The organism is Nannocystis pusilla (genome assembly GCF_020073745.1).
Classification (GTDB): Bacteria; Myxococcota_A; Polyangia; order Nannocystales; family Nannocystaceae; genus Nannocystis; species Nannocystis radixulma.
This window is the reverse complement of sequence record NZ_JAIRAU010000001.1, coordinates 1,190,410-1,209,183: the sequence shown is the minus strand read 5'-3', so window position 1 is coordinate 1,209,183 and position 18,774 is coordinate 1,190,410. Positions and strand designations below refer to the sequence as shown.

The following is an 18,774-nucleotide window of genomic DNA, read 5'->3' as shown; positions in this document are numbered from 1 at the left end:
GACAATCTACTCCGGCCCCGGGCCCGCGGGAACCTCGCCGGCGACGAACCGAGCGCAGCGGAGCACCGGCAGCCGCGGGTACTTCGGCCAGCTCGGATCGCGGTCGTGCTCGGCGCAGCGCCAGAACGTCGACCCCCTGGCCGAGTCGATGCGGCGCCCCGACACGCAGCGCGCGCACAGCCCGGGGTCGGGCGAGACGGGGGTCACGCGCCTCCGTCCCCGCCGCCCGCGGGCGGCAAGATGAGCTGCTCTTCATGCGCGAGGATCCCGAGCCCGACCGCGAGGCGGGCGGCGAGCATGGTGCGCCCGCTGAGCTGCCCGCGGCGCAGCGCCGACGCGCCGACCAGCAGACCGACGCCCCACGCCAGCAGCGCCGCCACCTGCGAGTTCTCCAGCAGCAGGTAGCCGATGATCGCGCTGAAGATCCAGATCATCAGCACCGTCCGCGCCGCGCCTTGCACCGGCTCGCTGGCGTCGGCGACCTGCCCGGCCACGCGCAGTTCGAACTCGCCCTCGACCACGCGCAGGCCGATGTAGTCGGGCCCGATCCGCAAGAACCGCAGCATCGGCTTGAGGCTGCGCATCATCTCGTCGGCGCGCAGCACCGTGCGCCCGCGCAGCACGATCGCCCCGTCGGCCGGGTCGCGCTCCTGCAGCCCGCGGCGGAAGCCCTCGGTGTACAGGTCGATCGCCGCCTGCCCCGCCGGCAGCCCGGCCTCGCGCGCGGCCGCGACCTGCAGCGCGTGCTCGTCGCCGCGCCAGCCCTGGCCGGCGCGCGCCAGCTGTCCCTTGGAACCTGTCTCTTGCACCGTGTCGTTCGAGTCAGTCATGTTCGGACATGTCCCTTCAGGCACGTTGCAGCCGGCGGCGCATCGCCGCGGCCACCGGGGCGGGGACGTAGCGGGCGAAGTCGCCGCCGTGGCCGGCGATCTCGCGGACCAGCGAGCTCGAGACGAACTGGTGTTCGGGGCCGGGGATGAGGAACACGGTCTCGATCTCGGGGCGGAGGTCGCGGTTGGCGGAGGCGATCTGGAACTCGGGCTCGAAGTCGCCGTGGGCGCGCAGGCCGCGGACGATCACGCGCGCGCCCTGCTGGCTGCAGAAGTCGATCATCAGGCCGTCGTACCGGTCGGCGCGCGCGCGCGGCAGGTGGGCGATCGACTCGGCGATGAGGGCCACGCGCTCGTCGACGCTGAAGTAGCCGGTCTTGGTCGGGTGGCGGCCGACGGCGACGATCACCCGGTCGAACAGCCGCAGCGCGCGCTCGACGATCTCCACGTGACCGCTGGTGATCGGGTCGAAGGAGCCGGCGTACACGGCCGTGAGGGGGCGCGGGAGGTCGGTCGACGAGCCGGGGTCGGGTGCGGACACCGGCGCAGTATACTCCCCCGCATGCTCCGCCCCGCACCGGCTGTCCTCGTCGCCGTCCTGCTCGCCGCCTGCGGTGGCACGCCGACCCCGCCGGCGCCGACGAAGGTCGAGCAATCGACGCACCCCGTCGATCACCAGCCGATCGCCCGCGACCCGCACAACCCGTTCCGCCGCCCCGACCGCGACCCGCCGCCGCCGCGGTCCGAGCCGCAGATCCCGGCCGCCGAGCTCGACGCCGCCCTGGCCGCCGCCGCCGCCGCGCGCACCGCCGGCGACGACGCCGAGGTCGCGCGCGTCCTGTTCCCGTGCGCCAACAAGATCCCCAAGAGCACCCGCTGCGAGGGCGAGCTGGCGATGGCCCTGGCCAAGTCGCCGGGCCGCAAGGCCGAGGTCCAGTACTTCCTCGACCACGCGATCGCCGACGACGATCCCGCCGCCGACGCCGACTTCTACGCCCGCCTCGCCGACGCCCTGCTCGGCCAGTCGATGCAGCAGCAGGCGGCCGTCGCGCTGCAGCGGCGCCTGACCCGCCTGCCCGAGCCGGGCGCCGCCGACTACGCGAGGCTGTCCGAGGTCCTGCAGGGCGTCCCGCAGCGCGAGGCCGAGGCCGCGGAATGGCTGCAGCGGGCCTTCGAGCGCGACCCGTTCAAGCTGCAGTACCTCCGCGACGCCGGCGTGTTGTTGTCGCAGGTCCCGGGGCGAAGTGCGGAAGCGCTCGTCCTCCTCGAACGCTACCGCGACGCGATCCGCGGCATCCAGCCGGAGGAGATGGACTCCCTCGAGCGGCGAATCGCGCAGGTGCGCTCCCAGCTCGAGCCGGCGCCGGCCACGGCGCCTGCGCAGGGTCGGGGAGCGAATCGCGGTACTCCGGACTGAGCGCCTCGCAGGCGGCGGCAGGGCCCGCAGGAAAGCGCCTAGTTTGACCAGCCGCCGCGCGATGTGCGACCCTTGAGCGCCCCCGTGGACAATAAGCGCAACGGATCCGGTCCTCCTCCGCCCCCGCGCAACGGAGGCCGCCAACCTTCGCCTCCGGGCCGCGCTGCGCCGTTTCAGTTCACCGACGACGACGACGAACCGGCCCCGCAGCGCCCCCAGGGTCCGGGGGAGAGCTTCCCCGAGCTCGCGGCCGACCTGGTCGACGACGAGGCCGCCGCCCAGGACGGCGAGCTCGGCGATTCGGGGCTGAACCAGGGCCAGCAGCAGCGGCAGCCGCCGCCCTCGCCCCTGCGTGAACGCCGCGGCGCCTTCCTCGACGACGGCGAGATCGCGCTCCCGCCCGGCCTCTCGCAGGTCGTGCGCAGCCAGGCCAGTCGGTTCCCCTTCCGCGACGTCGTCGACGACGACGACGCCGAGCTCGGGGCCGCCTTGACCCCCGCCGACGACGAGCCCGCCCCGCCGTGGGCCGACGACGACGACGACGCCCCGACGCAGGCGCTCGCGTCCGCGAGCAGCCCCGACGCCCCGACCACGACCTGGTCCAAAGAACCTGTCCTCAAGGCCAGACCTGCGCCCGGCGAGGAGGACGACTTCGGCGAACTCAACGAGCAGTCGCGGCTGGTGATGCCCGACCTGTCGCGCAGCGGGCGACGGCCCGCGCGCGAGGAGGACGACTTCGGCGAGCTCAACGAGCCGTCGCGGGCGTTCCCGGCCGCCAAGCCGCGCCCCTCGGGGCCCGAGCGCGACGCGCCGACGGTCAAGCGGCGGGTCGACTCGGCGGCGGTGGGCGCCGCCATCGATCAATCCGGGCTGGCGCCGGCGCTCGAGGTCACGCTCCACCCGATCGACGACGCCCCGCTGCCGCCGCCGCCGATGGCCCAGCTGGCCGACGACGAGACCTTGCCGCCGCTGATCGCCACCCACGCGGCGCAGAGCGGGGTCGCGTTCACCCGCGCCGACGTCACGGGCGAACTCGCCGACGAGCCGGCCCCGCCGCCCGACGAGTCCGAGCCGACCCGGCCGCTCTCGGCCCTGGCTGTCTCTCAGGACAGCTCGCGTCAATCCGTGCTCACCCCGATCCGCGTCGCCGACATCGATGACGACGACGACGACAGCGGCGACAGCATCGTCGCCCCGGTGCACCTGGCCCCGCCGCCCAGCGAGCCGCTCGGCGAGCCGTTCCCGCTCGACCTGTGGAGCGACCCCGACGAGCTGATCGGGCGCGACATCGGCCGCTGGCGCCTGGTCAAGCCGCTCACCCACGGCATCACCAGCCGCGTCTACGCCGCCGTCGACGAGCAGGAGGACGGCCGCCACGTCGCCGTGCGCGTGCTCGGCCCGATGCACTCGCCGACCGGCCGGCGCGGCCGTCAGTTCTTGTACGAGGCCCAGCAGCTGGCCAAGCTGCGCCACGACTCGATCGTCGAGGTCCTCGACGCCGGCATCACCGCCGACCACCTCACGTATTACGTGATGGAGAAGGTCGAGGGCGACTCGCTGGCCGCCGTGCTGCGCGCCGAGGGTCCGCTGCCGTGGCAGCAGGTCGCCATCCTCTTCACCCAGATCTGCGAGGCCCTGACCGTCGCCGCCGACAAGGGCATCGTCGCCACCGACCTCAACCTCGGGGCCGTCGTCCGCCTGCACACCAGCGACGACGAGGCCCGGCGGCGCCAGCCGATCAAGGTCCTCGGCGTCGGCATCGCCCCGGTCGCCAGCACCTACCGTTCGGCCGAGGGCCTCGTCGAATCGAAGGGCACCCCGCCCGGACAGGCCGAGTACATGGCCCCCGAGCTCGCCAGCGGCGGGATCCCGGGCGAGGCCACCTCGGTCTACGCGCTCGGCGTCATGATGTACGAGCTGCTGACCGGCCGGACTCCGTTCCGCGGCGACAGCTTCCTCTCGATCATCAAGAAGCAGATGTACGACGAGCCGAACGCGCCGCGGCTGGTCGTCCCGCAGCAAGAGATCGCCGAGCCGTTCGAGGAGGTGGTGCTGAGCGCGCTGGCGAAGGATCCGTCGCGCCGCTACGCCTCGATCCGCGAGCTGCACGAGGCCGTCCTGGCCGCCCGCGCCCGCGAGGGCGAGCTGCGCCGCGCCACCGCGATCCTCGCCCTCGACCCGACCGACTGGGACGAGGAGAACGCCCGCCGGGCCGAGCCGCCGGAGGTGCGGGCCGCCGCGGCCCAGGTCGAGCCGCAGCCGCTGGCCACCTTCACCGCCGACCTGCGCCAGCGCGACCCGGCGCTGGCCGCCGCCGTGCTCGACGCGCCGCCGCCCCCCGCCGCCCGGCCGGTCCGGAGCACCCCCGTCCCGCAGCCGCGGGTCTCGCAGCCGTCCGAACCGCGCGCCATCCCGATCGCCCCGCAGGTCCGGAACGCCGCGCCCTCGGGCCCCGCCGCCCGGCCCGAGCCGAGCATGATCCTCTCGCACCTGGCCCCGCCGATCCGCGCGCCCGAGCCGGTCCTGCCGCGGCCGAAGACCGCGCCCCTGCCGGTCATCGTCGTCTCCCCGCCGGTCGCCCCCGCGGCCTCGCCCAACTTCGTCCGCAACGTCAGCCTCGCCGTCATCCTCGGCGCCGCGCTGGTGTCCCTCGTCCTCATGGTGTCGCGCCGCCAGCCCACGCCCGCGCGCAAGGACGACCCCGTCGTCGACGCCCCGCGGCGCGCCAAGGACACCCCGCGCCCGCGCAAGCCGACGCGAGACACCCGCTCCGCCAAGACCGTCGACGAGGCCCAGCCGATCGTCGTCGGCGCCTCCGGGGCGAGCGCGCCGGAACCTGTCCCCGAGGCCATCCCCGCGCCGCCGCAACCTGCCCCCGAGGCCATCCCCGAGCCGCCGCCGCAACCCGTCCCCGAGCCGACGCCGGCGGTGGTCGCCCCGACGCCCGAGCCCGAGCCGCCGCCCGTCGCCAAGCCCGAGCCGACGCCGCCGCCCGTCGCCAAGACCGAGCCGCCGCCCGTGGCCAAGACCGAGCCGGCCAAGACCAAGCCGAAGCAGCCCAAGCCGGCCAACAGCGACCTGCCGCTGCGCATCGAGCCGACCCGCCTGAAGTCCTACTTCAACGCGATGGCGCCGCGCGTCGTCAAGGCCTGCGGCGGCAATCCGGCCGCGGCCGGCACGAAGGTGACCGTCAAGATCACCGTCGACGTCAACGGCAACGTCAAGGCCACCGCGCAGGACAAGGCCAAGGGCACCACCCTCGGCAACTGCGTCGAGAACTTCGTCGAATCGAGCCGCTTCAACGAGACCCAAAAGGGCGGCTCGCACACCCACGTGTTCGGGTTCTAGCCGGCCCAGCGCCATGCCGCCGGATCCCACCCGGCGGCCGCATCACCGCCGCGCAGCAGCGGATCGAGGAACGCCCGCACGGCGTCGCTCACCTCGGCGAGCGTCGACCACGGCAGATCGTGCTCCCTGGCCAGCGCCGCGTACGGCCTGTCCCACGCGTCCGGCGGATCGGGGAACAGGACCGGTACCGGATGCGTGCGGCGAAACGAGAACGTCAACTCGAGCGCCGACCGGACGCGAGACCCGTCGAGCGCGCGGATGCTCGCCAGGAGCGCGATGTCCGGGAGATCCTTGACGCGCGAGTTCATGTGTTTCCGCGGCAACGTGTAGGCGTGCAGCTTCTCGGCGATATGGGTCTCGAGCGGATACAACCGGAGCGACGGCGCCTGCACGCCGATGAAGGCGAGTGAGTCTTCGGCGACCCCGAGATCCGGCTCGCCGAAGGTCGGCTCGCCGAAGCCGACGTCGACGCCGAACGGGTTTCCGAACGGTTTGCCCGCCAGCTTGCACGTGACCCTGAACCGGCGTCCGCCATAGACGGCGCCGTCGTTGTCGATCTCCGGATGATCAGGGTCATCGTCGATCTCGAATCGCAGAAAATCGCCGAGCTCGGCGGCGACGGCCCCTCGTAGCTTTGCCAGCAGGTCCCTCGGCTCCCCCATTCAGCGCAGGTCCACGTCCTTCGTCGCCCGCGCGCGCTCGATGCGGAGTTCCAGGGCGACGCCCCCCTTCAGCGTGACCGCCTCACTGAATCCGGCGAAGACTCTGGCGAGAAACCGTTCGAACACCAGCCGCTGTCTTTGTCGTGGAAGCGAGTTTCTGGTCGTCACGGCCGCCCGCATCCGATCCTCGAGCGCCTTCTTGAACCCTTCAGGAGAGTGGTAGGTCTTGATGGTCATGACTTGATGCCGCCGAAGGGTTGAAGCGTGCGCTCGACGTCCGCGATCTCGCTGCGGGCGACCAGGCCTCGTCGGAGCGCCTGGGCGACCGCCTGCTGCAGGTGCTCGGGCGACAGCCCAGCCTTTGCGCAGTCCTGCAGCGTACGACGCACCGACGTGATCGGCACGGCCCCGTGCCATGCCCGGTCCGCCTCGGGCACTTCGTCGAAGTGCACGACGAGCCCGTCGAGCAGCTCCCGCCGGCGCCAGCTCGGCGGCAGCGTGATGTGAACCCGCGCGGGCAGGACGTCGGAGAGCTCGTACAGCGCCAGCGCGGTCTCGTGGGAGAACACGCCTTCCTGATCGGACTGCAGCCAGATCGCCGTCAGATCTTCATGCTCGCCGGGGGGATACCGCACCAACCGGTACACCCCGCGATGCACCCGCAACACGCGCCCGCGCTTGAGATGCGCCTGCAGATTCGGCCGCGAGATACCGGCGGCCTGCGCCTGAGCCACCGAGAAGTGGCCGTCTTGCGCCGATGCGAATTCGAAGACCCGATCCCAATCGGGCCCATTTTCGCGCCGCCTCATACAGAAAAGTTAAATCCCATTTTACTTTTCTGCAAATTGGCTCCATCACGCATGTCACGCCAACAGAAAAGTTAAATCCCATTGAACTTTTCCGCATGGCTGCTTCGCCGCCCCGAACCTGCCCCCGAGGACACCTTCACGCCCGTTCGCGGATCAGCCGAAACAGCAGCCGATATCCGCGCCCGCTCTCCGGCTGCCAGCCTTCTTCTCGGGCCCGTCGCACCATCAGGCGCACCAGCATCGGCGTCACGGACGTCTGGTGCGGCGACGCGGTGTTGTCGGGGCGCGACAGGCCGACGTCGACGATCAGCACCGCCGGGGAAGGCGGCGCCACGCGCTGCACGGCCACCAGCATCGGCGTGATGCCGGCCGCCTGGCTCGCGGTGGCCTTGCGGCGGATCTTCCACACCCACTCCTCGTCGGCGATCCGGACCGTGCGGCTGCCGCGGGACTGGAGGCTCATGCGTTCAACTCGCCTGGCGCAGCAGCAGGTCGGCCCGCAGTTCGCGGGTCGCCAGGCAGGCCTGGTGCAGCGCCCACTGGCCCTTCGCGCGGTGCAGGTGATGTTCGCCGGCGCCCGGGAAGCGCTGTGGGTCCCAGCCGAAGTAGCGCTCGTTGAGCGCGTCGGCGGCGAAGCGGGCCGTCAGCTCGAGCGCGATCCACTCGACCCCGTGGACCAGGTTGCGCCGCTCCACCGGCTCGAGCGCGAAGCTCAGCGCCCCGAGGTAGCCGTCGAGCGCGGCGGCGAAGATGGCGGCGTCGAAGCTCGCCGCCCCGCGCTCCTCGCCGGCGGGGTTGCACCACGAGCGCCAGGCGTCGCCGAGCTCGTGGTGCAGCGGCATCGGCGCCACCGAGTCGAGGTCGATCAGGCAGCGCGCTTCGGCCTGTCCTTCGGGACCTGTCGCATCGAACAGGATGTTGTTGAACTTGAGGTCGCCGTGGCCGACGCGCAGCGGCGCCGCCGCCAGCGGAGGCAGCGCCGTCGCGCCGGCGAGCACCGCGGCTGCGAGCGGCTCGACCTCGGCGAACAGGCGGTGCTCGCGGTGCTCCGCCACCGCCTGGGCCAGCGTGCGCAGGTGGGTGGGCGTGTCGTGGAGCGTGCGGCGGACCGCGAACGGGTGGTCGAGGTCGACCAGCGTCGAGTGGAAGCGGCCGACCAGCGCCGCCGCCGAGCGGGCCTGGGCCGGGCTCGCCACCGCGTCGAAGCTGGTCCCCGGGACCCGCGTCATCGCCCGCCAGATCCCCGCCGGCCCGAGGTCGGCCCAGCGGGCCCCGCTCGTCGTCGTCAACAGGCGCGGGCTGGCCTCGCCGCGGCCGCGCAGGTGCTCCGTCACCGCCGCGATGTTGTCGTGGATCTCCGGGCTGAAGATCGGGCTGACGCGCTGGACCACGAACTCGCCGGCGGGGCTGCGCACGGCGAAGGTCGAATTGATGAGCCCACCGGTCAGCGGGCTGGCGACGCCGCCCGCGAGCTCGGCGTAGTGCGCGAGGGCGCGGGCGAGGTCGGCCGCGTCGGGGGCGGGGCGCGTCATTTGAGGTACTTGTTCATGACCCGGCGCAGGCGCGGGAGCATCAGGAGCACCATGAAGCAGGCGAGCAGCGCGCCGCCGAAGTTGAGGAAGAACACCCCGGACTTGTGCTCGAACAGCGAGAACAGGCCCGAGAGGATGCCGGACAGCTTGTTGCCGATCGACGTCGACAGGAACCAGCCGCCCATCATGAGCGCGGTGAGGCGCGGCGGGCTGAGCTTGGACACCAGCGACAGGCCCATCGGGCTCAGGCACAGCTCGCCGAGGGTGATGACGCCGTAGGTGGCGACGAGCCACATCGCCGAGCCCTTGTCGGCGCCGTTGTGGGTGGCGAAGGTGGCGGCCACCATCACCAGGGTCGAGAGCGCCGTGATGAACAGGCCGAGCGCGATCTTCCCCGGGGTCGACGGCTCCTTGCCCTTGCGGCGCAGGAACGAGAACAGGCCGACCACGAACGGCGTGAGCACCACGACGAAGAACGCGTTGACCGACTGGAACAGCTCGGTCGACACCAGCTTGGTCTGGGCGTCCTTGCACTTGGCCTGGGTCTCGGGCGGGATCACCTCGGCGGTGCACTCCGCGGCCGGCGGCTTCGGCCACTGGTCGCGCGGCATGTTGTTGAAGTACGGGTCGGGCCCGAGCTCCTTGGCGGGCTTGCCGTCGGGGCCCTTGACGGGGTCGCCGTGGCCGTCGCGGATGATGACCTCGCGCAGGCTGGTGTCGACGCGCTGGACGGCGCCGACGACGTCGGCCACGGGGACGACGACCTCGGGGATCTCGCGCCGCGTGTACTCGTTGGCCCATTTGGTCAGGGCGGCGCCGTTCTGGTGGAAGATGGCCCAGAACGCGATCACGGCGGCGAACAGCGGCAGCAGGGCGCCGATGCGCTCGCGGTCCTCGCCGTCGGCGCGGCGCCACAGCGTGAAGTAGTAGTACGTGACGGGGATGCAGGCGAACAGGAACGCGTCGTTGGACTTCGACAGGAAGACCGTCTTGCCGGCGCCCAGCACCATCTCGGGCAAGAACCACCCGAGCGCCCCGAACACCGCCGCCGGCCCGAACACCGCCGCGAGGATCTGCCCGACCGGCTGGTCGCCCGGCTTGGCCGGCTTCAGCACGTCCGCCTCGGCGGTGTGCTTCATGCCGCTGAGGAACCACGCCACGCCGAGGAACATGCCGATGCCGGCCGCCATGAAGGCGTAGCCCCAGCCGTAGGTGTTGCGCAGGTAGGCCGCGACGAAGTTGCAGATGAAGGCACCGATGTTGATGCCCATGTAAAAGATGTTGAAGCCCGCGTCCTTGTAGTCGCGGTAGCGCTCGTCGTTGTACAGGTTGCCGACCAGCGTCGAGATGTTCGGCTTGAAGAAGCCGTTGCCGAGGATGATCAGCAGCAGCGACAGGAAGAACGTCGGGCCGAAGCCCGGGATCGCCAGACCGCAGTAGCCGAGGCCCATCAGCAAGCCGCCGATCACGATCGAGCGGCGATAGCCGAGGACGCGGTCGGCCAGCAGACCGCCGATGAACGGCGTGAGATACACCAGCGCGATGTACGTGCCGTAGATGTCGCTGCCCTGCTCCTCCGACAGACCGAGCCCCGACTTGGCCGCGATCGCGTTGGGCCCCTCGGTCATGTACAGGAAGAAGATCCCGAGCATGAGATAAAAGCCGAAGCGCTCCCACATCTCGGTGAAGAACAGGACCGGCAGACCGCGCGGGTGGTTCTTGAACATCCGGCTCACGATAGGGCCCGACAAGCCCGGGCGACAAGCCCCGATCCGGGGCCCGGCGGCCGGGTCGCGGCGCGCCCGCAGCGGCGCAGGCTCACGGCTCGAGCGAAGCGACCGCGAGCGAGGCGACCGCCGCGGTCGCAGGCTCCGGCAAACACCGGTTCACTCGCCGTTCGGGCGGCCGACCGTGACAGCGCGACGTCCTGCGCACCCGCTCGCGCGGCCATCCTCGCAGCGGACCGAAACCGCGGCTCGCGCGGCCATCCTTGCGGCCCGGCAATCGTCGCAGCCGCCGAGCCGGACGATTACTGCTTCGGCTCCAGCCGCGCCTCGAGGGCCCGGATCCGGGCCAGCACGTCGGCGTGCTCCGACGACTTGGCCCAGTTGGCCTGGATCGAGGCCATCTGCTCGTCGTACTGGCGGTACATCACCCGCGCGCGGCGCAGCCGCTCGAGGTCGGGCGTGACCTCGTAGCTGCGCTCGTAGACCACCGCGAGGTTGAAGATCACCGCCCCGAGCACCTCCGGCGCGGCCGGGTCGTTGCTGCTGCGGATCAGCTCGTAGGCGGCGCGGAACTTCTCGATCGCCACGTCGAAGTCGGTCAGCTCGTAGGCCTTCTGGCCCTCGTCGTAGAGCTTGCGGGCCTTGGCCATCGGGTCGCCCGGCCCCGGCGTGATCGTCGACGGCGGCGGCGGCAGCGGCCCCGTGAGCGGCGGAGCGGCCCCCGGCTCGGCCACCGGCGGGGGGCCCGGCGGGAGGCCCGGCGCCATGCCGACCACCCGCGCGCCGACCACCTGGTCCGCCTCACCGTCGCGGCGCATGACGATCGTCGAGTCGCGGTCGATGTAGACCTGCGCGGCGACCTGCTTGCCGTCGGGCCACCTGGCCAGCAGCGCCGTCGGCTCGTCGTTCCCCGACACCGACCAGCGCTGCTCGCGGCTGGTGTTGCCGTCGACCGTGACCTCGGCCCCGGCCGGGTCGGTCTCGACGCGGACCACGTAGCGTGCACAGCCGAGCGCGGCCACCAACGTGAGGCACCCGAGGGTCGAGGCGAGCGCGGAGCGTGTCCCTGGCATGCGGGCGGTCAGGATACACTCTCGCCGGCGATGGAGAAACCCGGCCCGTGGCCGCCCCGGCCCCAGCTCGACGCCCTCCACGCGCGCTACGTGCAGGAGGTGGTCGAGGACCTCAGCCTGTGCCCGTTCGCCCGCAAGTGCCGCGAGCTCGGGCGCCTGCACCGGCCCACGTTCTTGAACCCGCCGAGCCCGCACGAGGCCGCGCGGCGCCTCGCCGACCTCGTGACCGCGCACCCCGACGCCGAGGTCGTGCTGCTCACCTTCGTCACCCGCGGCGCCCTGCCCGGGACGCCGCCGGCGCCGACCGCCGGCGAGCGGGCCTTCGCCGACACCGAGCGCTTCGAGGAGTTCGTCAAGGAGGTCCGCGACGTCTACGCCGGCCTCCCGCGCGTCCCCGCGCGCTTCTACATGGTCGCCTTCCACCCGGCGTACACCCGCGTCGAGTCCGGCCGCCCGCTCACCCCCGACTCGCTGGTCCCGCTGCTGCGCCGCACCCCCGACCCCGTGATCCAGTGCATCCGCGCCGATCTGCTCGACCAGATCCGCCGCCAGGCCCAGACCGCCGCCGAGGCCCGCTTCCGCGAGGAGATGGCCCGCCTCGGCCCCGAGTTCCTGATCCTCGCCGAACGCGCGATCCAGTCGGACCCCGAGCTCAGCCAGGACATCGCCCGCCACAACTTCGCCAGCGTCGGCGCCGGCCCCGGCCGCCAGCGCCTCGAGGCGACCATCGCCGACATCCTCGCCAGCCGCCGCGCGCTCGAGCGCGAGTGACGTGATTTAATAAGCCTTGTCGCAAGGACATGCCCGATCGAGCATGTCTTTTCTGACATTGTCTGAAGGACATGTCTGATACGACACGCCGGCACCGGACGAGCAGCCCGGGGGGCCGCGGCCGAAGCCGCGCGGAGCGCGGCCTGTGTCTCGCGCTCCATGTCGCTCGCACGCGCGAACCCGGTCGCGCGCCTGTTCCGCGAGCACGCGCCGGCGCGGCGACCTCTCGCGCTCATGTCGCTTGAACACGCGACATCCTCCGGAACGAGACGCACAACGTCCATGCCCTCAAGGACATGCCCTGAGGAACGCATGTTATTCGGCGAGGCCGCGCTCATCCGCCGCCTGCGGGCGCGGGGCACAGCGTCAGCGACAGCAGGGGCACGTACCCTGGATCGGCCTGCATGCTCTTCACCAGCACCGGCGCCGCCGCGGTGGACAGCACCAGGCCCTGCTCCGCGCCCGGGTCCGCCAGCCAGCTCGCCAGCAGGGCGCCGGCGATCGGCGTGCTCGCGCGGTACTCGTGCGAGCCGGCGATCAGCGGGCCGAGCTCGATCGTCGCCGCCGGGGTGCTGCCGCTCGCCGGGCCCTGTCCGCTCGACCAGGGGTGCTTCGCCTCCGCGCCCTCGATCCAGCGGTACTCCCAGCTCGAGTCGCCGACCGCGGCGGCCGCCGCGTTCTTGTTGCCCTCGACCCACACGTCCTCGGCCGCCACCACGCCGACGGCGAACACGATGTCCTGGCGGTCGCTGGCCCACCACGGCACGATCGCCAGCGTCGCCGACGCGATCGCCATGTCCGGGTGGGCCTGCATCGCCGCCGCCACCCCGAATTCGACCACGTACTCGCTGCGGCCCTCGGCGGTCGCGCCCACCGTCGCGTAGATCGTCTGGCCGTAGTTCTGCTGGGCGCACGGCAGCCCCGGGTTCATCACCGTCAGGTCGCTGTCCTGCCACGGGCAGTGGTTCCCCGCGCTGGTGATGAAGAACGCGTCGCGGACCGGCGCCAGCGGCCCGAGCTGCACCTCCTCGCCCGGGCAGGTCGGCGGCGCGTCGGCGGTCGTGGTCGTTCCGACATGTTCTGTCGTCACTGTCGCTTCGGACATGCCCATGAGGACATTCGTGGCCTCGACCGCGCCCGTGGTCGGCGCGCCGGTGCTCGTGCCGGCCGTCGTCGCGGCGGCGGACGTCGTCGACGCCGACTCGCCGGTGCCGTCGCTGCCGGCCTCCTGGCCGTCGTACGCGGGGTTTTGGCTCAAGCACCCGGCCAGCAGCGTCGCCGCCGCGGCCGCGAAGGGCAGGCGCATCCTCGATCTCCGCGCCTACTCTAACAGAACACGGTTCGAGCGCCGTCGTGTGTGCACCGGCCAGCCTGCCCCACATCGCCCTCCGCGCTCGTCCAGCAGCCTCAGGCATTGCCCGTCGGCGACGTCCGCCGACGGCGGCATGACCGCGCATGGCCGCGGTCCGGGAGGAGGATCATGATGGATCACGGAGGACGAGTGGTTCAGGGCGCGTTGAAGTACGCGTGGATCGTGTAGCCGGGCTGCGTCAGCGGCTTGACCGACCAGCGGTAGTGCTGAATCCACAAGTCGTCGGCGCAGGTCTCACCGCGCGGCTCGATCCGCAGCGTGCATTCGCCCCACGAGCCCTCGCCGAGCGGCTCGCACTGGAATTGCTCGCCCCAGTCCGCGCCGCCGGCGGGCGCCTGGGTGGTGTCGAAGGTCTGGAAGTGCAGCCAGCTCCCGGGGAAGTTGGGGAAGGGCGGCGCTTCGAAGCCCTGGATCTCGATCTTGAAGTCGTCACCGCCCGGGTACTGGTCGGCGTGGCCGGCGCCCGGGGCGCGGAAGATCATCTTCTGATCGTCGCAGTCGGTGAAGGCGTGGCCGTTCGGGTAGACGAGGACGGGGTCGTTGCTGGGCGGCAGCACGTCGAGGGGCGCGGCGGGCGGCGACTGGCAAGCGTCGGCGAACGTGACCTCGCCGGAGTGGGCGACGTCGAGGAGGCATGTCTCGCGGAGGATCGCCGGGCACGTCTCGCACGCCGTCTGCGCGAGCTCGTTGTACTGCCCGTTCGTCCCGACCTGCGAGGTCGGCATCAGGATGTACGGCTCGCCGCGGAAGGTGGCGGCGCTGGTCCCCCCGTCGTAGTCGAACAGCGACGCCGCCGGGTCGACCCGCCACGCCGCGTCGAAGGTCCCGGGGCCCTTGGCGTGCAGCTGCTCGAAGCTCACCGGGTGCGCCATGAACTGGCCGCCGCCGAGGCCGATGTCGTCGGCGCGGTCGCCGTCGGCGTCGCCGAGGAGCCCCTCGACCGCGCCGGCGCGCCCCCCGACCAGGCGGACGGCGATGTCGAGGTGCCGGCGCTCCACCACCTGCGCGCCGACCCGGGTCACCACGACCTGGTCGCCCGTCGGGTAGTCGATCACGTAGGTCTGCTCGTCTGTCCGCTCGATGCGCCCGCTCCCGAGCTCCTCGTCTTCCCCGGGCATCAGCGTCCTCGCGGTGCCGTCGATATACAGCTCACCTCCTTGCCGGCGGGTGTAGATGCCGACGCGGCGGCCATCGACGACGGTCGCCAGCGCCGTATTGAAAGAGAGCCCCAGGTTGCCGTCGGCCGGCTCCTGGCGGGTCTGCACCTCGAACGGCGCGCCCGCGGTCGCGCGCGTCAGCACGAACTCGCCGCCGGCCTGGAAGTCGAACAACAGACCGTCGTGCGACACGAGGTGGACGTCGCCCCAGGTCGCGCCGCCGGGCGGCGGCTCCGGCTCCGGCTCGCACAGCTCCGGCACGCTCGGCAGCTCCCAGCACTTCTTGAGCAGCTCGACCTCGAGCAGCGTCACCTCCTGCGGCTCGAACAGCTCGCCGCCCAGCCACACGTCCGAGTGCCAGCCGACCTCGGCCCCGCCCTCGATGAACGCCGTCAGGCAGCCCTTGCAGAATTCCTTGGTCGCCTTGGCGCCGAGGCTGCCCTTGAGCGCGGCGTAGGGGCCGGTCAGGAACGCGAGCCGGAGCTCGTTCTCCAGCGAGAGGGTGGCCTTCACCTCGCCCTCGACCTCGAGGCCGACCTCGGGCTCGAGGCCCTGGGCGTCGCCGCTGGCCTGCGGATCGACGGACGTACGCCAGCCGGCCGCGTCCTTGACGATCTCGAACGGCGCGCTGAGCGAGCCCTTGAGCGCCGCCTTGAGCGCCGCCGAGAACGAGACCTTCGGCAGCAGCCACACGCTGAGCGGCACCGGCAGGGGCAAGGTGCCGAGGTAGAACTCGCCGAGCTCGAGCGGGTCGCTCTCGAACTCCTGCTTCACCGCCACCGCGACCTCCGCCATCGGCTTGCCCTTGACCTCGACCGCGTCCATGCCGAACCACCCGAAGTCGAGGACGAAGCGCTCGATGACGACGCCGGCGAACACCTCGACCTCGGCGAGGCCGCCCTGCACGTCGGCGGCGATCTTCACCCCGAACTTGGACTCCTCGTCCTCCTCCGCCGCGAGCAGCGCGTCCTTCACCGGCCCGCCGGAGCCGGCGCCCGGCGGCGCGGCCACGGGCGTCAGTACGCCGGAACAACTGCCGCCCGGACAGCCGGCGTTCGTGGTGTCGATCTGGACGTCGCGGGCGCCGAAGAAGCCGCCCGCGATCGCGCCCTCGAGCCCCACCGCCTCGCCGATCACCACCAGCGACTCGCCATTGTGCACCACCTCGACCGCGCGGACCATGTAACCGCCGGCCCCGCCCTTGCCGACGATCACCTCGCCGGGCGCCACGCTGGGTACGTCGTCGGCGCCGGCGAACTTCAGCTTGACCGTCGCGAGCTCCGGCGGCTCCACCGGATCGACCACGGCCGCGACGAAGCCCTTCGCCTGCTCGGGGAAGCGGACCTCGGGCCTGAACTCGAGGTGGTTGGCGAAGATCGAGGTGGCGGCCCAGATCCGCCGCTCGCCGTCGCTGACGAGGAGCGCGGGCCGGTGCTCGCCGACGGCCGCGAAGGTGTGGGAGGGCAGCGCCGCGACCTTGATCCCGCCGGTGTCGAGCGGGCACGGATCGAAGGTCTGCTCGGGCTGGCCGTCGCCGTCGAGGTCGAGCGCGCAGCTCGGCTTGGTGTCCGGCGCGGCCGCGAGCTTCCAGCCGAAGTGCGCCGCGACAGGCGCCTCCCCCCAACCCTGCTCGGCCGGGTCGAAGCGCTCGACCGCGAGGCGCGGCACGTCCTCGCAGGACGAGTGGCCGCCGTGACCGGCGACGACCAACCTGCCGTCGGCCTCGTAGGGGTTCTGAGAGCTCGACAGTCGCTGCAGCGGCTCGCCGAACACGAGGTCGACCTCGAAGAAACAGGGCGGCAGGCGGACCCACAGATGGCCGCCGTCGGGCCCGATCGGCGCGGTGTGCATGTCGAAAGCCTGCGGCAGCGGCTTCTTCGTCAGCACGGCGGGCGTGATGCCCGCCGTCGTGTAGGAGACGAGCGAGACCCGCGAGCCGTGCTCCGCGGCGCAACCGGGATCGAGGCCGAAGCTCAGCTCGACGAGGTCGTTCGGGCGAGCCAGCGCCCCGAGGCCCTCGCCCAGCGAATTGCTGACGTCGGTGGTCCCGTCCTCGTGGTGCAGCACGAGCTTGAGATCGTCGAAGCAGCTCGCCGGCGAGAGCGCGAGCAGCTCTCCTTCTTCGAGCAGCTCCTCGCGGACGGTCGGCGCAGCCCCCGGCGGGGCGTCGCAACCGAGCACGCCGGCGAGGGTCAGCGAATGGATGAACAGGCGATGATGACGGTGATGCATGATCGATGATCGAGCGGAATCAAGGTCGATTGTCGGGACGTTCGAGCGCGCGCGGTCGCAACGCACGGGCGACCGATCGCGGGCGCGTGCATCTCGACGCCGGAGCTATTCGTGAGCGAGGCCGGCGGCGAGGGCGGTTCGTGGTTGCATGACGTCTCGGGCGGACAAGTCGGGGAGCCGCGGAATCAATTGCCGATTCTTCGAACTTTTTTCGCGCCCCCCACCGCGCGCCGGCGCGCCCGGCCGGCCCGGCCGATCCACGGGCAATTCTTCCGCCGTCCCGACGGGTGCGAAGCAACAACATGTCCTTCAGGCCATGATTGAATGCACATGTCTCCCCGTTCACGATCGGCCGCTCGCCGGTGAGCGGGACCGACGCGCGACCTTTCACGTCCCCGAGCTCGCACCGCGGAACCGAGGCCCAGCGACGGCCCGGGGCACGGACAAATGCCCGGTGCGCGCAAACCTGTCCGCAAAGACAGCGCGCAGGAGACGCGGAGGCATGCGCGGTAGCGGCCACGCGGCGGGCGTGAAGGACGGCCGCCGGAGCCTGTAGAATCGCGGCCATGGCCAGGGTCATCGACATCAAGTGCCCCACCTGCAGCGCCCCGCTGCAGATCACGCCGGGGGCTCAGCAAGTGACGTGCAAGTACTGCGGCGGGACCTCGGTGATCGACCGCGGCGCGGCGAGGCCGGCGGGCGGCGGGACCGTCGTCCAGGCGCCGAAGCCGAACACGGCGCCGCTCGTGCTCGCGGGGGCGCTCGCGGGGCTGGCGACGATCGGGGCCGGGGTCGCGCTCGCGGTCAACACCGCGAGCGTGGACCTGCCGGCGATCGCCCCACCGGGCGCGCCGGCGACGGCGGCCAAGGGCAGCGCGGCGGCTGTCCCCGACAAGCTCCGCTTCGGCGACCAGCCGATGCTCGCCGACGTCGACGGCGACGGGACGATCGACGTCGTCGGCAAGGTCGACCAGACGGGTGACCCGTACACGATCGCGGCGTTCAACGGGCGCGACGGCGCGATCCTGTGGCAGACCGAGCCGCTGACGAAGGACGCGCAGGACGGCTCGGCGAAGCGGGCGATCGTGCACGGGCGCCTGCTGTCGATCGACGGGCTCGGCAAGGTCCAGGCCTACGAGCTGCGCACCGGCACGCCGGCGTGGTCGACGCTGCTCGGCGAGAAGGCGCAGCGGGTCTGCGCCGGCGAGTCGCTGATCGTCGTCGAGACCGCCGACGAGGTCCGCCACGGCCTCGACCCCCCGTCCGGCAAGAAGCAGACGCTCGACAAGAAGACCCCGTGCACGCCGGTGTTCTCGTCGGACGAGGAGGAGACGCCCGGCTACACGATGATCGGCTGGTGGGACTTCGACAAGCACCGCCTCGACAAGAACGAGGTCGACGGCCTGTCGGCCCACCGCGCGCTGATCCCCGCCGACCCCGAGGCGCCGCGCTTCGTCCTCGGCAGCCGCGACAAGGGCACGTCGGTGGCGATGGTCGGCGCCGTCGCCAAGCGCGACGTGCTGTGGAAGGACGTCGTCCCCGGCGTCGACCCGCTGACGACCACCGTCAACGTGACCACGCAGCAGGCGGCCTACGCCGACGGCCGCCTGGTGATCCCCTACAACATGAAGGACTCCGGCGGCGGCGTCCGCATGGCCTGCTTCGACGCCAGGACCGGGACGCGCCTGTGGGACGTGCAGGTGCACAAGGGCAGCCAGGTCAGCAGCGGGATCGCCGTGACCGCCGACGACGTGTTCTACGCGACGTGGACCGAGCTCCACGTGCTGTCCCTCAAGACAGGCGAGCTCCGGTTCCGCCTCGGCAAGAGTTTTTGATAAAGATCG

16 protein-coding genes are annotated in these 18,774 nt (G+C 71.9%); 4 read left to right on the top strand and 12 right to left on the bottom strand.

Annotation, left to right across the window (positions count from 1 at the left end):
- Positions 1-6 precede the first annotated feature (6 nt).
- The 3 genes from K7C98_RS04715 to coaD are packed head-to-tail and all read right to left on the bottom strand — an operon-like array spanning position 7 to position 1,371.
- Complete coding sequence (locus K7C98_RS04715) at positions 7-207, bottom strand: hypothetical protein (RefSeq protein WP_224190298.1); 201 nt, start codon at positions 205-207, stop codon at positions 7-9.
- Positions 204-830 (bottom strand): hypothetical protein, encoded by a 627-nt coding sequence (locus K7C98_RS04710; RefSeq protein ID WP_224190297.1) that lies wholly within the window; start codon positions 828-830, stop codon positions 204-206. Before K7C98_RS04710 ends, K7C98_RS04715 begins: the two co-directional genes overlap by 4 nt.
- Positions 831-846: 16 nt before the next feature.
- On the bottom strand, positions 847-1,371 hold the full coding sequence (gene coaD / locus K7C98_RS04705) for a pantetheine-phosphate adenylyltransferase (protein WP_224190296.1): 525 nt from the start codon (positions 1,369-1,371) through the stop codon (positions 847-849).
- A gap of 21 nt (positions 1,372-1,392) precedes the next feature.
- Between coaD and K7C98_RS04700 the strand changes: the two genes are divergently transcribed.
- Complete coding sequence (locus K7C98_RS04700) at positions 1,393-2,247, top strand: hypothetical protein (RefSeq protein WP_224190295.1); 855 nt, start codon at positions 1,393-1,395, stop codon at positions 2,245-2,247.
- A gap of 84 nt (positions 2,248-2,331) precedes the next feature.
- Positions 2,332-5,595, top strand: coding sequence for a serine/threonine-protein kinase (locus K7C98_RS04695; RefSeq protein WP_224190294.1), 3,264 nt, complete (start codon positions 2,332-2,334; stop codon positions 5,593-5,595).
- Here the strand turns inward: K7C98_RS04695 and K7C98_RS04690 are convergent.
- The 7 genes from K7C98_RS04690 to K7C98_RS04660 form a co-directional block, all read right to left on the bottom strand.
- Positions 5,592-6,257: a nucleotidyl transferase AbiEii/AbiGii toxin family protein gene (locus K7C98_RS04690; RefSeq protein ID WP_224190293.1), complete on the bottom strand. Its 666-nt coding sequence runs from the start codon at positions 6,255-6,257 to the stop codon at positions 5,592-5,594. The two genes, K7C98_RS04695 and K7C98_RS04690, sit on opposite strands and share 4 nt — an antisense overlap.
- A complete protein-coding gene (locus K7C98_RS04685) occupies positions 6,258-6,494 on the bottom strand; it encodes a nucleotidyl transferase AbiEii/AbiGii toxin family protein (protein WP_224190292.1) in 237 nt (78 codons plus the stop codon). It lies immediately after the preceding gene.
- Complete coding sequence (locus K7C98_RS04680; RefSeq protein ID WP_224190291.1) at positions 6,491-7,066, bottom strand: type IV toxin-antitoxin system AbiEi family antitoxin domain-containing protein; 576 nt, start codon at positions 7,064-7,066, stop codon at positions 6,491-6,493. Before K7C98_RS04680 ends, K7C98_RS04685 begins: the two co-directional genes overlap by 4 nt.
- Before the next feature lie 136 nt (positions 7,067-7,202).
- A complete protein-coding gene (locus tag K7C98_RS04675) occupies positions 7,203-7,529 on the bottom strand; it encodes a hypothetical protein (RefSeq protein ID WP_224190290.1) in 327 nt (108 codons plus the stop codon).
- 4 nt (positions 7,530-7,533) lie between these two features.
- Positions 7,534-8,598 carry an aminoglycoside phosphotransferase family protein gene (locus K7C98_RS04670; RefSeq protein WP_224190289.1) on the bottom strand — a complete coding sequence of 355 codons (1,065 nt, stop codon included), beginning with the start codon at positions 8,596-8,598 and terminating at the stop codon, positions 7,534-7,536.
- Positions 8,595-10,325 (bottom strand): peptide MFS transporter, encoded by a 1,731-nt coding sequence (locus K7C98_RS04665; RefSeq protein WP_224190288.1) that lies wholly within the window; start codon positions 10,323-10,325, stop codon positions 8,595-8,597. The genes K7C98_RS04670 and K7C98_RS04665 overlap by 4 nt, the downstream gene beginning before the upstream one ends.
- A 302-nt stretch (positions 10,326-10,627) precedes the next feature.
- Entirely contained in the window at positions 10,628-11,398 is a 771-nt protein-coding gene (locus K7C98_RS04660) for a tetratricopeptide repeat protein (protein ID WP_224190287.1), read from the bottom strand.
- Positions 11,399-11,428: 30 nt separating this feature from the next.
- Here K7C98_RS04660 and K7C98_RS04655 point away from each other — a divergent pair, with 30 nt between their 5' ends.
- The gene (locus tag K7C98_RS04655) at positions 11,429-12,169 is read left to right on the top strand and encodes a hypothetical protein (protein ID WP_224190286.1); all 741 of its coding nucleotides are present in this window, start codon (positions 11,429-11,431) and stop codon (positions 12,167-12,169) included.
- Positions 12,170-12,503: 334 nt separating this feature from the next.
- Here K7C98_RS04655 and K7C98_RS04650 read toward each other — a convergent pair whose 3' ends face one another.
- Together K7C98_RS04650 and K7C98_RS04645 are read right to left on the bottom strand one after the other, a co-directional pair.
- Complete coding sequence (locus K7C98_RS04650) at positions 12,504-13,475, bottom strand: hypothetical protein (RefSeq protein WP_224190285.1); 972 nt, start codon at positions 13,473-13,475, stop codon at positions 12,504-12,506.
- A 200-nt stretch (positions 13,476-13,675) separates the two neighbouring features.
- Complete coding sequence (locus tag K7C98_RS04645; RefSeq protein ID WP_224190284.1) at positions 13,676-16,930, bottom strand: VWD domain-containing protein; 3,255 nt, start codon at positions 16,928-16,930, stop codon at positions 13,676-13,678.
- Between the two features lie 566 nt (positions 16,931-17,496).
- Here K7C98_RS04645 and K7C98_RS04640 point away from each other — a divergent pair.
- A complete protein-coding gene (locus K7C98_RS04640) occupies positions 17,497-18,765 on the top strand; it encodes a zinc finger domain-containing protein (protein WP_224190283.1) in 1,269 nt (422 codons plus the stop codon).
- Positions 18,766-18,774 lie beyond the last annotated feature (9 nt).